A 15,780-nucleotide genomic window follows, 5' to 3' on the forward strand; every position below is an offset into this window, starting at 1 on the left:
TGCGTGTTTAAGCACTAAATTTAGCAAATAAATCACAGATAGAAAGTCCGCGAGGACTTTCGTAAGTAAGCGAGAACCAGCCATTAATTATACTCAATGATACCCAAATGCAGTTTTACTCTGAAAGCTAAAATACCTAAAAAAATCACACCAAAAATAAAACCTAAAACTTTAGGAGAGTTTATAAAAAGAGAAAGACAACGAAGAAAACTATCTCAAGCCACAGCAGCAAAATTCTTTGGAGTAAATGGTATGTGTTTATCAAGTTGGGAAATAAACAAAAAAACAATTCATCCAAAATATTTAGAATCTATAATTGAGTTTTTAGGTTTCATGCCAAAACTAACATCAAACTTTGATAAAATTGGGATGAGAACAAAATTATGGAGAAAACAGCATTCGGTTTCAATGGATGATTTTTTATCAATGATAAATACTCCAAAAGAAGAAATACTAAAAATAGAACAAGCCAGGTATTGTAAGGTGGATAAAAAAGTAGCTTTAAAAATCAATTCATTTTTGAAAAGCAACACTACTTTTTCCGTAAGGCATCCATAATAATATTGGTAATAGATTTTTGCTTATTCATATCCCCATCTTCAGTTTTGTAATTTACTTTTACGCGATAGCCACGAACACGTTTCTCTTTAACAATTGAAGTTGGAGTTAGTGCATCCAAGTATAGAGATAATTCTTTGGAAGGGAAAAAATGGATTTTTGGATGTAACTTTTTTGGAATAACTTTTAAGGTTTGTTCTTTAATATTTTGCAGATGTTTTTCGTCATCAGAAATCATATATACTAGAGAATAATTACTATCAATACATTTCTGAATATTTTGAATTTCATACTCTACAGTATTGGTTACTGAAATTTCAATAGCAATACGAATCTCATCTTTTAACAATCCAACATCAACACGCCCACCATTGTTTGCTTCTTCTTCAAGAGTCGCTTTAAAACCACGTTGCACTGCCATAGTGCGAACAAAGTATTGCAATGAACGATGTTTGCGAAGTATTTCCTGCTCATGAGCTTGCTGGAGATAAACTTCCTTTTGTTTTTCAAAGTTAGTGGATGCCTTTTCCTCTTTCTTTGGAATAAACTTCTTCTCTTCTTTTACAATTTTAGGAAGAATTTTTATAGTTTTATCTATTTTATCTTCAGATGATTCTTCAAAGATTTTAGTAGAAACTGGTTTTTCTTTTTCTTTGAATATTTTTGGTTTTGGCTTGGGTAATAAACTATCTAACAAGGTTTTTATTTCAGAACGATTTTTGGTGTATCTTCTTCGTGTATTTTGAATGATATAATCTCTGATTTCAGAATTCGTTTGATTAGCTAATTTTGGTGTAGAGAGACTAAAATCATTTGAACTACTTCCAACACGCATAATTACTTCTCCTGTACCTAAACTTTGCAAATCATTTTGTTCAAAAAAAGAAAACCCAGCTTCTAATTTACTTGCATCATTATCTCCCAATCTAAAACAGATTCGTGTAAAAGGATTTGAAATCACAGAATTCAATACTTTTTGTTCTTCAATTTGAGAGAGTTCTTGATGAGCTAAAACAAGTCCAACTCCATACTTGCGAACCCCTGAGAGCATTGCTGTTATCGAGGGTGTTATAAAATTCTGAAATTCATCCATATAAATATAAAAGGGATGTCTTTTTTCTTTAGAGATTTGTTGTCTTGATAATGCTACTTGATTGAATTTAGAAATAAACAATGAGCCTAATAAATACGAATTATATTCTCCAATAAGTCCTTGCGATAATTTGAATAAAACGATTTTCTTTTTTTCGATACATTCTTTAAAATCAATTCCATTTTTTTGAGCCAACATATACCTAATAATCTTGGGACGTAAAAAAGTATCAATTCTTGTTAATAAAGGAGCAATCCCTTTTTTTACAAGCGGGTACTCGTTTTTCCAATAATAATGAATAGAATTATCATCGATTTTTTCTAAAAAAGTGTTCCTAAATTTCTCTTCAATTAAAAAACGTTTGAGTTCAATTAATGTTCCTCCACAACTACTTTCTAAAAAAGCATTGATGGCATTGGATAATACAGCAGTCATATTATCTCCCCAAGCTGTTGCGTGACGTTTGAATGCGGAAACTAAATCTGAACTCAATACAATTTTTTCTGCATCGGTAGTTGCGTGTAATAAATTAAATCCGATTGGAAATTCACTGTCTGAAGGATCAATAACAATCACATCTTCTTTTCTATGATTTGGAATCCGAAGTAAAATATCTTCACAAATATCACCATGAGGATCAAAAAGAGCGATACCATTGCCTTTTTCAATATCATCCAAGACCATATTGGCAATCAATGTTGATTTTCCAACCCCAGTTGCACCAACAATATGAATATGTTTTAGGCGTTGTTCTTTACCTAAATGAATAATGTATTCTTCTTGTTGATGCGAGTTAATACCGACATAACAACCATCAGCTTTTTGCAAAACCATTTGAGGTGCTTTTTTCGTCTTTTTATTATTAAAACCTAATTTAGAAGATACAATACTTTCGTTTGGATAATGAGCCAATGAAACTAATTCATCCGTATTTAAGAGCATTCCTAATCTGTTTGTTTGTCGGTAAAACAGATTTTCTATATGGTGTTGATATTCATATCCTTCATTAGATAATGGAATCAATCGATTAAATTCAGATTTTGAAAAAGTAGAAATGGTTCGGATTATTTCTGAAGCTAAATATTGAGTACGTTCCTTGAAAAGTGATTGTGCAGCCAAACGAACCACAACTGCAAACAAGGGCTTTGAAACCTTGTTTTTTGCCAACTGAAGCATTTCTGGAGCATCAACAAAGAATGAATTTCCATTAGCGTCAGAAACTGCATTCATCATACTTTTTGACCAAGGATTTACAACCCCTTTAAATAAAACCTGATAGACAATAACATCTCCTTGTTGTAAGTTTTCAAGCGTTACAAAAATACTTGTAAAAGTATCAATACTAAAGTTTTGAGGAGTATGAATTGATCGCATAGATTCTTCTTCCAAACCGAAATCACAAACTGCGATATCATCATAACCATTAAAAGGGAGATTTAAGGCATTTACTTCTTTAAATAAAATGGATGAAAAATAGGCTTTACAATGTGAGGTTATTCTCATTTTATCCTTTTCACTGCAAACTATCTGAATGGTAATCTTCTCAAAAGTGCCAATAATCTCAAAAGAAATAGAATTTTCGGAATAGCCAAACATATTCAACAATTGGACAAACAATGTTTTATCAATATAAGGGCGTTTTGGAAAGGAAATTTCCAAACCAACCAATACAGGTTTTGAGAGTACTTCTTTTGGTAAAAAAGGTTTTTCTATTTCTTTCTTTTCCTCTTGAACTTTGGGAGTAAAAAATGCTGTTAGCTGCTTAAAATAGGATGGTGCTCTTCCGTCATCATATTCTTGTGGGTAGGATTTTAAAAGTTGATGATGAGAAAAATTGGTGAATGGTGGTTCTATATCCACACAAAAAGGGAAGTGGTAATAACCACGTCCCTTATAATCAAATTCATAAAAATTAATTGTTGCCTGTTCTGCTAATGAAAGCTTCATCCCATTATCGTTTGAAGATATCTTGTAGTGTAGGTTTGCGTTCTTGTTCTGATAAGGCTCTTACGCCTTGTGATTTTGTAATGTCATCAATTACTTTTAAAACAGCAGCTTGAGCATAGGATATAAACATTGAGGCTGTATCTATTTTATAATATGTTACTGGATATAGTTTTCTTGCTAACCATCCTCCAACAAATGGAATTTTTGAAATGATGAGTTGTCCTAAAGAATTTTTATACAACAACCACCAAGAAATAAAAAAACCTTTCCCAAATGGTGCAGCACAAATATCATATTGATATTCTTTCCAAGTGGCTCTTAAATAGCTTCTTCTTGATGAAAAGGTATTGCCTTCTTTTAAAGAAACTTGTTCAATTTTAATGCGTTTTATCCCTTGGTTTTGCAATTCTTCTTTGAGTAATTTATAAAATTCTTGTGTTGAAAAATTGAAATTATCAATTAAGGTATTCCATTTTGAATGATGACTTTTTAGTGTAGTACTAAAAATAGATTTTAAAATTAGGAATGCTACTAATATTTGGATTAAGTAGATTCCATAGCGTGTTAGGTAAAATAGAAAATCATTCATAATTATTTAGTTTTAGTTTGTTAAATTAAAACCAAACAGAATTAAAATCAATACTGATTTTCCCTTAAATTGAAACTTATTTCTTTTTAAATATTTTTAAGAAACTTAATATACCTAAAACAATAAATATTGAGAAAATAATCAAAAAACCTAATTGAATATAACTACTTATTGAAATAGCACTTTCAATTGATTTAGATTGTAAGCCAACAAAATAACCAATTAGAATAAAAGTGACAGTAAAAATAAGTGTTCCTATGGTGTTTAATAATATCCATTTTTTTAGACTATAGTTTAAATTTCCTAATATAGTAGGTACTACCATTCGAGCATAAACTGGAAAATGGTAAAACATAATAAATAAGTTTCCTTTTGAATTGTTAATAATTTTATCAATGTTAATTTTACCTTTTAAAATAGACTTTATTCGATTCATTTTTATAATTTCAAGTCTTCCTAAAAAGAAACTAATATTATCCCCCAACAACATTCCTAGAAAAGCAATTAATAAAGTATAATATATATTCAATTCTCCAATTCCAGCAAAAAAACCACCAGCAATCATTATAAAAATACCAGGGAAAATTATTCCTATTAAAAAGACACTTTCAAGCATGACGCCTAAAAATAAAAATGTATATCCGTAAGTTTGAAGCAATCCAAATACTTCTGATAAGTAATCATTCATTAGTTTCTAGTATAACCTTTTGTAGAAAAAGTAAAATACTCTCTGCTGCTTTACTACTGTGACTTCTTGAAAAACTAATAAAATCAATAAATTTACAATTTGGAAGAGTTTTAGAAATATTAATGATTTGTTTATGGTCATGTAAGGGATCATCTGACGCACCAATAACTAACGTTTCTATTTTAATTTTTGAAACCATTTCATTTTTCATTCTATACTTCCTAAATGAAAGAGCGCTTTTTTTTATCTTTTCTCCGTCTATTTTATTGATTGACCTTAGGAATGATATTCTATGATCAGAATCATTTTTATCAATTTTAAAATAAACCATATAATATTTAACAAAACTCTTAAGAATCCCAAAAAATGAATTTGGAATATATTGAACTAGATATATTAATAAAGGAATATTGAAATATTGATTAGGTAAAATTAATGCTATAGATAATGGATTTAGTTCTGATTTAATTAAAACTTCTAAAATTGAGGTTGCTCCTAATGAACTTCCAGAAAAAGAATATGTTTTATCTTTTAATCCTAATGCTTTTATAATTGAGATGATATCGTTAGAAATGTCATTTATTGAATATGAGCAATTTTTATAAGTTTTAGAAGAACTTTTTTCTCTAGTTTCAATATAAATAATATTTATATTTTTTGATATAACTGGTAAAAAATAACGCCAACTATAAATAGTTGAAGTCCATCCAGGAATAAACACCATAGAATGATTAAACTTTGGAGTGTTAGGGTTAAAAAAATATACTTTAATCCAAATATTTTCTTCAACTTCAAAATATCGGTAATTTATTTTTGCATCTGAAAATAAATCTCTTTCATCTTTTTCCATTTTTATTTTTTACGTCATCCATATTGGAAATTTTTCTAATGCTTCATTTGTTCTTTTAATTACATATGCTTGAAGTTTCTGATCAGTGGCTATCTTCAAAATCTCTCTTAAACCTGCTTTACTATGCTTTATATCTTCAATGGCGTGTAATCTGAAATAAAAAACATCATCTTCATTCAGACCATAGTATTTAATTAAAGCATTTGCTATATTGGTTGACTCCAAGGCAAGTATATACTCATCAATCCACATTTGTGTTAATTCTTTTAAAATATCTTCTAGAGAAAAAGCTTCATAAAATCGTTCTTGATTATAGTTTTTTAATTTTTTACATGCACTCAAATATGCGTTTTCCAATTCTTTATTAGTAGCACCTAATGAAATGCAGGTTGGTACTATTAATGATGCATGATCTTTATTTATTAAAAATCCACCAGATTCTTCTTTTAGCATTTTACACCAAAATTTTCTTACAGAAACTAACCTTAAGGGGCACATTTTAATTCTTTCAGGTATTTTAATCCTAAGTGATGATCTTGCCTCCCCATATAACAATACTGTGTAATTTTTTAACTCCTTCTTAGGGATTTTACCAGTTTTTAAATTTTTAAGAAGTGAAATACTATTAATTTTCTGTCCTACAATTGTTTTTAGTTTTTCTTCAAATGTAATTTCTCTCATCGTTTTATTCTATAGGTAGTATATATTTAGCTTCGCCAGAAAATGAATTGTTTCCTATTGAGATATTTCCTATATAGAAAAATCCATTTTTAACTGATCGCTTGACTGTTACTTTTATTTCTATCTTAATATCCTTTGTTGAGCTAATAATATGCTTACATTTTAATTGAATTTCTCTTAAGTAAATCTCTTTTGATTTTTTTTTAATATTATTATCTAAGCACCCATGTATTATTCCTAATTGAGCAATAATGTTAAATGCTAATGGTATAGAAAAGTGGTATACACCTGTCTTTGGCAAGAAATAAGAAGACAAACTTATGTAGCTAATAATTTTCTCACTACTATACTCGATTGATGTAATCTCATAGTTGTCTTCTTTCCAACCAAGAGACAGATAATTAGAGATATAAGGAGCCCATTCTTTTTTAGTCAATACTTGCATTGATAACTTTTTAGGTTTTATTCTCTACAAAACTATTATTAAGTTATAGTTATATCAATAAGGGTTTTTCCTTAATTTTCTTAAAGTGTTTTTTGACTTCTAAAATTTAAAGTACATTAGTTGACTCTATAAAAGAAATCATGAGAAAAGTGTTTTTTACTTACTGGATAATGCTTTATTTTATATTGATAAGTTGTTCAAACCTATATGCAAAAGAAATACTGCCTAATAATAAAATTGAAAAGTTGTTGAAAAGTGCAGACAGCTTATCAAATTCAAAAAACTACATTAAAGCTATTTATATATACAATGAAGTACTATCTTTTGCTTCAAAAAAATTAAAAAGTTCAGATGCAAGTTATATTTATAAAAAAATAGCTTTAATTTATTACAAACAAAAACAATATAGAAATTCTAAAATTCACTTTAAAAAAAGTATTTTAAGATATTCAACATCTAAAAATGCAGCAGACTCTTATTTTAATCTTGGGTTAATTTATAGAAAAGAAAAAGAGAAAGATAGTCTGTTTTGGGCTTTAAATAATTCATTAAATATTTATAAGAATTTAGATGATAGTTTAGATAAATTCTCAACATATTCAAAAGCAGGAATTCTATTTAAACAAGCGGGACATTTTAATACAGCAATTACTTATTTATTATTAGCTTATGATGGATTTTCAAAACAAAAAAATCAATCAAAAAAAGCAAGTGTTTGTTATACAATTGGAGAGACACAAAGATTACTTGGTAATTTAGAAATCGCTAGAAAATATTTGATTGAAAGCCTTAATATTAGAAAACAACTCTCTGATACATTAAAGACATCTTACGCTTATAATAATCTTGCGAACTTATATAAGAGTGAAAAGAATTATAAATCGGCAATAGTAAATTATAGAGATGCAATAAAAACTCAAAATGGCTTAAAAAAGAAAAAAGAGATTGGAAAAATGCTTAATAATTTAGCTACAGTTTATTTTTTAACTAATAAATATGAATTAGCCTTAAAAACATATAAAGAAGCTCTTAAAGAGAAAAAACTGGAGCAAGATACTTTATCGATAGCCTATTCCTTTAATGAATTGGCATTGTCAGCAATAAGAAGCAAAAGCTATAAAAAAGCGAAATCCTATTTAGATTCTTCAAAGTTATACCTATCTACCATCTCCAAAAAAGAAGTTTGGCTGCGTTATTATGAGATTCAATCTGAATATCATAAAAGTAGATATGGTTATAAAGTGGCTTTTGAATTTAAAGAAAAACAATATCAATTGTATAAAGAACTGTTTGATGAAAAACAATCTAAAACGATACAAGCACTTCAAGAAAAATTTGAAAACCAATTAAAATTGCAAGAAATTTCAGAATTACAAACAAAAAATGAGCAAAAAAAATCTATTATAACAATTCAAAACCAAACCTTAAAGAATAAAAACTTATTACTCTTACTGTTTGGTTCACTAATTCTAATTTTTATAGGTATTTACTTTTTTATAGAGCAAAAGCAGAAAGAAAAATTGCAAAAATTGGAAAATAAAAAATTAGAGGAAATCCTCAAAAGTCAGGAGTTAGTTAAAAATCATATTAGTAAAGATTTACATGATATTATTACCACTTCCTATGATGGTATTCGACTTAAAATTTTAGCTTTAGAAAAAGCTAAAAACCCTAAAGAAATTCGAAAAACAATCATTAATGATATTAAAACCATCAATCATGAAATCCGTTTGATTTCACATCGTTTATCACCACTTGGAAATAAAATAAAAGATGCGTCTCTAAATGATGTTATCATTTCTCAATTATCAGAATTCCAACATTACAGGCAAATTTTTGTTGCTGTACAATTGCCATTACCTGAAGTATTAAACCAAATGATTCTGGAGGCGCAAACTAATTTTTATGGAATCCTATTGGAAATATTAAATAATATTGAAAAGCATTCTAAGGCAACAGAGGTTCAAATTAAACACCGCATTAAAGATAATAAAACGTTGTTATTTGAATTTTATGACAATGGTATTGGATTTAAAAATGGACAAGTTAAAGGAATAGGGCTGATGAATATTAAACAACGTACCAAATTACTTGGTGGAGATTTTATTATAAAAGAGACAGAAAACGGAACATCTATAAACATCAATTTTCCGATCAAACAAAACTTACCATGAAAAATAAACTCAAAATTTTATTAGTTGAAGATTCTGTTTCTTTTGCACAAGGAATGGAGTTACTTCTTTTACAACATCCTAAAATAGAAAAGGTATTGCATACAATAAATTATGAAGCCACATTGGATGCATTAAAAATAAATAGTATAGATATTATAATTTTAGATTTAAATTTTGAAACCAAACAATTTGATGGTTTTATGATTGCAAAAAAAGTAAAACAGCAATATCCCGCTATTAAAATTATGATTTTAACGCAGCACACTAGAAAACATCATTACAACAGGCTTTTAAATGAATGTAATATAGATGCTTATCTTGATAAACAGTTGGGAATAGAAGAAACGTATGCCGCCATTGGAACAGTTATGAAGGGACAACATTATATAGACAAAAATATTTCTGAGATGTTAGACATTGAACACTGGATGCAAGCTTCTATGCGAGAACAAGAAGTTATTGTGCAGTTAATGAAAGGACTTACACAAAAAGAAATTGCAGACAAACTTTTCATATCTCCTAAAACAGTTGAAGTTCATATTAGAAATTTATTTCATAAGTTTAACGTTAAGAACACAACCGAATTGGTAAGTAAATATATTAGATATAAAAATGCAAATAGAGAAAACATAGATGAAAGTACATCACCTTTTAAATCTTTGGGATAAAAAAGCAGCGATATAATTATATCGCTGCTGGAAAAAACACATTAGTTGTTTGGTTCTAATTCATCTTCTTCACCTGCTCCTTCAGATGGAGGGGTATCAGTTGAAGAATAATGAATTTGCTCGGCATCTGTTACTTTATCATTATTGATTGAGTCAGATGTTTTCATTCCAATAGCCAAAGCTATTAAAATGAAAGGAAAGAAGTGTATCATATTTAAACGTTCTTGCCTCGATCGAGCTTAGTCTTGCAATCGCCAGAAGACTAAGGTTTATATAGACGATTTCCTTGTACAGAGGATGTTACCTTTTGTAACACAAGTCAAATATCTGGGGAGATTTTAGTTTTTTAAATATTGCGGCTTAAAAAGACCTAAAGATTCCTTTTTTGTCTTTTTTAGTCCCAAGAACGATAAAAAATAAAAAGTAAAATGAACAAAAACCCAATTATTGTTACATACCAGAAAGCAAAAGAAGATGGCTTGTTAATTTATTTTAAAGATTTACATAAAGGACAGATTATGAATTGTCTTTTAGACTTTTTAAATAGTCAAGAAATTAATATCGAACACCAAAAAATTATCATCCTTTATTTTCCAAATGAAAAGAGTATAGAAGAAATAAAAACTAATTGTAAGCCAGACGATTTTAAAGCTGTAGTCAACTTTTTAAAAGAAGGAACTAGCCCGAACAGACATGGTGCATTTAAATTGACTAAATTATTATTAGAGTATGATATTACTCATGCTAAAAAGTCTACAAAATTTAATAAAGAAAATTTTAATAATTCGATATCAAATACTAGTATAACAAAACATATAAGTGAATTCTATTTAAATGATTCTAATTTTAACAGCATTAATGTAAATGGTGATATTGATAATAAATTAGGTATTTTATCAATGGCCGATTATTACATCCAACTTTCTTACACTTCCTATGAAGACATTTATAGACGAGATAGTTTATTAAAACTTGAAAAAGAGTATGCGCATTTTAAGGTTTACAAAAATAAAGTCAATAGTAGAGATTTATCAAAAGATTATATTTCTGAGAGTATTCTTACTAATAATAAAATAATCGTTAGTGGAAACCCAGGAGTAGGAAAATCTACCTACGCTAAATGGTTGTGCTACAAATGGGCAAAAGATACTATTAGCATTAAAAACGAAAAGCTTCTAATTTATATTCAATTAAGAGATGTCAATTTTAATAAAGATGATTTTATTTTAAGTTACATCAATAATCAGTATTTTTCTGTATTAGAAAGTGAATTGACCTCGTTGCAAAATTTAAATGATTTTCAACTAATGCTAGATGGTTTTGATGAATTATCATTTGAAAACCGAATAAAACTCTCATCACAAATAATACACCATAATTATATCGTTTTGTCACGTCCTTATGGATTAATTAATCACGAATTAAACTACGATGTTTCGTTGCAAATAGACGGTTTTAATGACGTCTGTATTGAACAATATTTAGATGCTGTTCTTAACAACCAACAAAAAAAGAAAAAACTACTTAGATTAATTGATAAGAACAGAGTTTTAAAGGATTATTCCAGCAACCCTTTAATGTTGTCCTATATTACATTAATATATGTAACTAGTAAGTCGATTGAAAAAGATTTATCTTCGATTAAATCGATATATGATTTACAAGAAAAAGTTTACAGTTGGATTTTAGATTATTCCTTTAAAAAAGGAAGTATAAAGCCTAAATTATTAAAAAAAACAAGTAAACTTATTGAGAAATTTGCTTACCAAATGCAAATAAATAAACAATTTGTTTATTCTGGAAAGTTAGATGACAAACATTCTAGCGCTGTTGAAACTTTATCGGCAATAGGTTTAGGAAGTCAAAAAAGAAATTTTGAGGATCCATTTTCATGGCTGTTTAGTTTCCATACGATTACATTTCAAGAGTTTCTGTCTGCTCGTTATTTAAAACAGCAAAAATTAAATGTCGAAGCTATCGTTTATTTAGTTACCGATTCATTTTTCTGGAACTTATGTATTATGTTAGTTGGAATGTTGTCCAATAATGCTTCAGGTTTTCAAAAGCAAAACAAACATTCAGATTTATTAATAAATGTTTTAAAGTTCTTATATCAATTTTATTCTAAACAGCAGCAGCAATATTACGGATATGCTTACTACATGCTTTTGGCAGAATGTAATGAGAAAATCATTGAGAAAATTGTTAAGAAACAAGATTTAGAACTAATATTCGAGTTTTATAAGAAAGCTTATTTTGATAATTTTTGGAATTCTATTGTTTATGAATCTATTCGTAAAATTATTTATAAGTCAACATATCTGATTCAAACGGAATATATTGATAAGCTAACTACTGAAATAACAAAAATTTCAAAAACTTTTAAAATTCAGCAAAATTTCTTTTATATAGCAGACCTACTAAAAATCGGTATCAATTATAATGAAGTTTCTTTACTTAACTCACTTATTCCTGTTTTAATTCATCTAAAAAATAATGTGAGTAAATTAAGTGATGAAGTTTTATTTATTGAAAATAATTTTGATGATGATACTGATGATATTAGTTTGATTAATAAATACGATACTTTAACAGAAAAAGAAGAATGGTTCAGAGGTAATTTGCATAATTTATATGACGAATTAGAATTTTTCTCTGCTGAAAAATTAGACGTATACAAAAATGAAATTTCAACTATTTATAAAGAAGAATATACTACTATTCAAAATTTAAGAAAAATAATTTTTAAAATCGCTCCGACATATAATTTAATTGAAATAGAGGAGCATTTTACAACTTTAATAGAACTTAAAAATACTCTCACAGTTAATAAAGAAACCCATAAAGTATATTTTAATAAACTACTACAGTTTTCAGAAAACTTATATATAGTAATAAATAATAAAGAATCTTTTTCTAAAAGGGAGTTAGAGCGAATATTATATTTTATTGAATTTACTTCAAATGACTTATTAGATAGTATTGATTTAAACAATATTAGCAACTACTTTTTTGAGTATTTTATTAATGTTTTAATTGAAGCTATTGTCCAAACAGATAGTCCTAAATTATACGATTTACTCTTCAATTTGGTAGGAAAACATAATGCTATTATTTTTAAAAGAATACCAAGTCAGTCTATCTTCAATAATTATATCACCCGTATTTTTAAAGAAACCTTTAAAACTTTGGATTTAAAATTAATAGGTAAGTTAATAATTGTTCTGAAATCTTCTCCAAATTCAAAACTTTATTTTTTTAATTATAGAAAATCGCTTTTTCAAGTATTCAAACAATTAGTAGAAAAGAACAAAACTTTATTAGAAAATGAATATGTAAAATATGAAAATAACAATGAAGTTATCTCTATTTTAGTAGAGATTACAGAACTATTTGAAAAGAATTACGATAAAAAATATTTTCTTGAACAAATAGAAAAGAACAACCTTTCTTTCGTTTATAAATTTGAAGATGGAATTGTATTAAAAGCAATAGCAACAAATTTTATTTTTTATGAAGATAAATATTGGGAGTTATTTACAGTTTTTTTAAAGGATAATAATTGGAACTTAAATACAGTTCTACCATTTGTAGCTCACGAAGAATTGTTTTTATTTAAATCGAATCATATTCAATTAGTGAATATTTTTATTAATTTATTTGAAAATAAAACTAACCTTTCTGAAAAAGCACTTTCAGATGAAGGAGGTTATGTTTTAGTTTTTATTAGTAATATATTAATGTGTTTAAAACAGTTTGAAAGCCAGAAATTAAAGCATAAAACATTACAGTTGGTTGAAAAACTATTAGAAAATAAAAATATTTTAAATTTTTGCAATTATAAAGTTATTGACTTAACCCCTGTTGATTATTTATTAGCCTATGTCCTCTTTGACTTTTACAATCCTAAATATAAAAATTTCTTAATAAAATTAGATATAAACACTAAATTAAGCAAAGAAACAGGGGCAAAAATAATGTTAATGGACAGCTTAATTGAGTTTACTGAAAACAAAAATTATGGTATTGAAATTCAAGAAGTAGAAAAGTTTAAGCCAGTTTTAGGAAATGTTTTTTATCAAGAATTGATGAATTTAATAGACCAAAGACTTATTAATAAAAATGTTTTCGATGCTCAATATTTTGAAGTGCTAATAAATTAAAAAAATATAATTACCAACCCTTTACAAAGCTCCGTCTTATGTAGTACTATCGAATCATTGCATTTGTTTATCATTGATTTAGTGTGATTTGAGTTCCCTTTTGCACATCGAGCCACACTGTTTTTGTGAATGTTTTTCGAATTTTTGAAAAACTTTTAAAAATGAAAATAATTCTATTTTCAGCTAAAAATCACTTTTATTTGTGAAATGAAAAAGTACAATTCTTATTATTCTTCAGTAAAATTTGTTATGTTTTGATGTATGAGATTGAGCCCTCTAATCTATTCCCTAAAGATGATTCTTTATGTCTTTTTAAGCAAAATAAACATAAACCCAAACAACAATAAAACAAATTACAAATCCTGCACATCTAGTATATTTCCAGGGCGTAATATCTACTTGTTTTGTATATTCTTGAATATATGGTTCTTTTCTTGGATAGATTTTTCCAATAATCAACATAATGATCACATTTAAAACAAATAGAATAGCACAAATGTCTAAAAAGTGTAAACTAGCAAATACTGATGGATAATAAACATCAATTATTAAGTAAGCAATATATAATCCACAACCAGAAATAAGACCTATTTTTGCAGCAATTGCAGGTACATATTTTGTTAAATAACCCACAATTATAATCGTTAAAATAGGGATACTGTAAATACCATTCACTTTTTGTAAATAATCGAATAAACTACCTGCATCAGCAATTAAGGGTGCTACAAACATTGCAGCAATTGCTAAAATAACACCAAAAGTTTTTCCGTATTTTACAACTGTTTTTTCATCTGCATCTTTGTTGATATGTTGCTTGTAAATATCAATACCAAATAAAGTTACAGAACTGTTTAAAACACTATTAAAAGAACTTAAAATAGCGCCAAATAAAACAGCTGCAAAGAAACCAACCCAAGCTTCAGGTAATACTTTTTTTACAACCATTGGGTATGCACTATCTGCGGATTCTAAATTTCCTTCAAATAAATGAAACGCAATTAATCCTGGTAAAACCACAATGATTGGCCCCAAAATTTTAATAAAAGAAGCCAATAATAATCCTTTTTGACCTTCTTTTAAGTTTTTTGCGCCTAAAGCTCTTTGTATTATTTGCTGATTGGTTCCCCAATAAAATAATTGTACCAACATCATTCCTGTAAAAATGGTATAAAATGGCACAGGATCATTTTCTCCTCCCATAGACTTAAATTTATCAGGATTTTCTGTTGTTAAAATTGATAAACCATCTAATATATTTCCATCTCCAATCATCATTAATCCAAAAATTGGAATTAAAACACCACCAATTAATAAACCAACTGCATTGATAGAGTCTGATACTGCAACTGCTTTTAATCCGCCAAAAACTGCGTAAATAGAACCTATTATTCCAATTCCCCAAACACAAACCCAAATAGATTGTTTATGAGTTATACCTAATAATTCTGGCACATCAAACATTCCACTAATTGCCAACGATCCAGAATATAAAATTACAGGCAGTAAAACCACTACATAACCAGTAAGGAATAAGCCAGATGTTAAGGTTTTTGTAGTAACATCAAATCTTTTTGCTAAAAAACCAGGCACAGTAGTTAAACCACCTTTTAAATATCTTGGTAATAAAAACATTGCTGTGACAACCATCGCAATTGCTGCTAAAGTTTCCCAAACCATAACAGATAAACCACTTTCATAAGCAGCACCATTTAAACCTACAATTTGTTCTGTAGAAAGATTTGTTAATAGCAAAGAACCAGCAATTACACCTGCTGTTAAACTTCGTCCTCCTAAAAAATAACCATCAGAAGAAGATTCTTCTGTATTTCTGGTTTTTAAGTAGGCTATAATTGCCACTAATGCTGTAAATCCTATAAATGTTAAAAATTGCATAGTTTGGTTTTATGATAAATATGGTTAGTTA

Annotated in this window: 12 protein-coding genes; 4 read left to right on the forward strand and 8 right to left on the reverse strand. The window is 27.7% G+C overall.

Annotated features, from left to right (window positions below; all coding sequences use genetic code 11):
* The first annotated feature begins 96 nt into the window (after positions 1–96).
* On the forward strand, positions 97–558 hold the full coding sequence (locus BTO18_RS16165; protein WP_105017221.1) for a helix-turn-helix domain-containing protein: 462 nt from the start codon (positions 97–99) through the stop codon (positions 556–558).
* Here the strand turns inward: BTO18_RS16165 and BTO18_RS16170 are convergent.
* From BTO18_RS16170 to BTO18_RS16195, 6 genes are all read right to left on the reverse strand, one after another.
* Entirely contained in the window at positions 533–3,598 is a 3,066-nt protein-coding gene (locus BTO18_RS16170; RefSeq protein ID WP_105017222.1) for a type IV secretory system conjugative DNA transfer family protein, read from the reverse strand. The genes BTO18_RS16165 and BTO18_RS16170 overlap by 26 nt on opposite strands.
* A 4-nt stretch (positions 3,599–3,602) precedes the next feature.
* Positions 3,603–4,187, reverse strand: a complete 585-nt coding sequence (locus tag BTO18_RS16175; protein WP_105017223.1) for a hypothetical protein — start codon at positions 4,185–4,187, stop codon at positions 3,603–3,605.
* A gap of 76 nt (positions 4,188–4,263) precedes the next feature.
* Positions 4,264–4,875 carry a DedA family protein gene (locus BTO18_RS16180; protein WP_105017224.1) on the reverse strand — a complete coding sequence of 204 codons (612 nt, stop codon included), beginning with the start codon at positions 4,873–4,875 and terminating at the stop codon, positions 4,264–4,266.
* On the reverse strand, positions 4,868–5,725 hold the full coding sequence (locus tag BTO18_RS16185; protein WP_105017225.1) for an alpha/beta hydrolase: 858 nt from the start codon (positions 5,723–5,725) through the stop codon (positions 4,868–4,870). The genes BTO18_RS16180 and BTO18_RS16185 overlap by 8 nt, the downstream gene beginning before the upstream one ends.
* Before the next feature lie 9 nt (positions 5,726–5,734).
* On the reverse strand, positions 5,735–6,406 hold the full coding sequence (locus BTO18_RS16190) for an iron-containing redox enzyme family protein (protein WP_105017226.1): 672 nt from the start codon (positions 6,404–6,406) through the stop codon (positions 5,735–5,737).
* A gap of 4 nt (positions 6,407–6,410) precedes the next feature.
* Positions 6,411–6,851, reverse strand: coding sequence for a hypothetical protein (locus BTO18_RS16195; RefSeq protein ID WP_105017227.1), 441 nt, complete (start codon positions 6,849–6,851; stop codon positions 6,411–6,413).
* Positions 6,852–6,991: 140 nt separating this feature from the next.
* On the opposite strand from BTO18_RS16195, the gene BTO18_RS16200 reads away from it, so the two are divergent.
* Together BTO18_RS16200 and BTO18_RS16205 are read left to right on the forward strand one after the other, a co-directional pair.
* Positions 6,992–9,025 carry a tetratricopeptide repeat-containing sensor histidine kinase gene (locus BTO18_RS16200; RefSeq protein WP_105017228.1) on the forward strand — a complete coding sequence of 678 codons (2,034 nt, stop codon included), beginning with the start codon at positions 6,992–6,994 and terminating at the stop codon, positions 9,023–9,025.
* Positions 9,022–9,693 carry a response regulator transcription factor gene (locus BTO18_RS16205; RefSeq protein ID WP_105017229.1) on the forward strand — a complete coding sequence of 224 codons (672 nt, stop codon included), beginning with the start codon at positions 9,022–9,024 and terminating at the stop codon, positions 9,691–9,693. The genes BTO18_RS16200 and BTO18_RS16205 overlap by 4 nt, the downstream gene beginning before the upstream one ends.
* A 41-nt stretch (positions 9,694–9,734) precedes the next feature.
* Here the strand turns inward: BTO18_RS16205 and BTO18_RS17750 are convergent, their stop codons facing one another.
* A complete protein-coding gene (locus BTO18_RS17750) occupies positions 9,735–9,905 on the reverse strand; it encodes a hypothetical protein (RefSeq protein ID WP_170063301.1) in 171 nt (56 codons plus the stop codon).
* A gap of 216 nt (positions 9,906–10,121) precedes the next feature.
* On the opposite strand from BTO18_RS17750, the gene BTO18_RS16210 reads away from it, so the two are divergent.
* Positions 10,122–13,856: an NACHT domain-containing protein gene (locus BTO18_RS16210; protein ID WP_105017230.1), complete on the forward strand. Its 3,735-nt coding sequence runs from the start codon at positions 10,122–10,124 to the stop codon at positions 13,854–13,856.
* 312 nt (positions 13,857–14,168) lie between these two features.
* On the opposite strand, the gene BTO18_RS16215 is transcribed toward BTO18_RS16210, so the two are convergent.
* Positions 14,169–15,749 (reverse strand): solute:sodium symporter family transporter, encoded by a 1,581-nt coding sequence (locus BTO18_RS16215; protein WP_105017231.1) that lies wholly within the window; start codon positions 15,747–15,749, stop codon positions 14,169–14,171.
* Positions 15,750–15,780 lie beyond the last annotated feature (31 nt).

The organism is Polaribacter porphyrae (genome assembly GCF_002954685.1).
In the GTDB taxonomy this organism is placed as follows: domain Bacteria; phylum Bacteroidota; class Bacteroidia; order Flavobacteriales; family Flavobacteriaceae; genus Polaribacter; species Polaribacter porphyrae.